Here is a 218-nt window from a genome sequence, read left to right on the forward strand (position 1 = left end):
ATATCCTCATTTAAGAGTCAATATTGAATTGAACTCTCAAAACTAAACGAAAACGAAACACGGAAACTTATATTGATGAACAGCGTTCATCAATTCTCCATAGAAAGGAGGGGATCCAGCCGCACCTTCCGATACGGCTACCTTGTTACGACTTCACCCCAATCATCTGTCCCACCTTAGGCGGCTGGCTCCATAAAGGTTACCCCACCGACTTCGGG

General features: G+C 45.4%; 1 rRNA gene. It reads right to left on the reverse strand.

What is annotated here, in order from left to right:
- Positions 1 to 103: 103 nt before the first annotated feature.
- Positions 104 to 218, reverse strand: a 16S ribosomal RNA gene (locus MR170_RS31995); the annotation flags it as partial.

Origin of the sequence: Bacillus cereus group sp. BfR-BA-01524 (assembly GCF_022662595.1) — a bacterium.
GTDB lineage: Bacteria > Bacillota > Bacilli > Bacillales > Bacillaceae_G > Bacillus_A > Bacillus_A thuringiensis_S.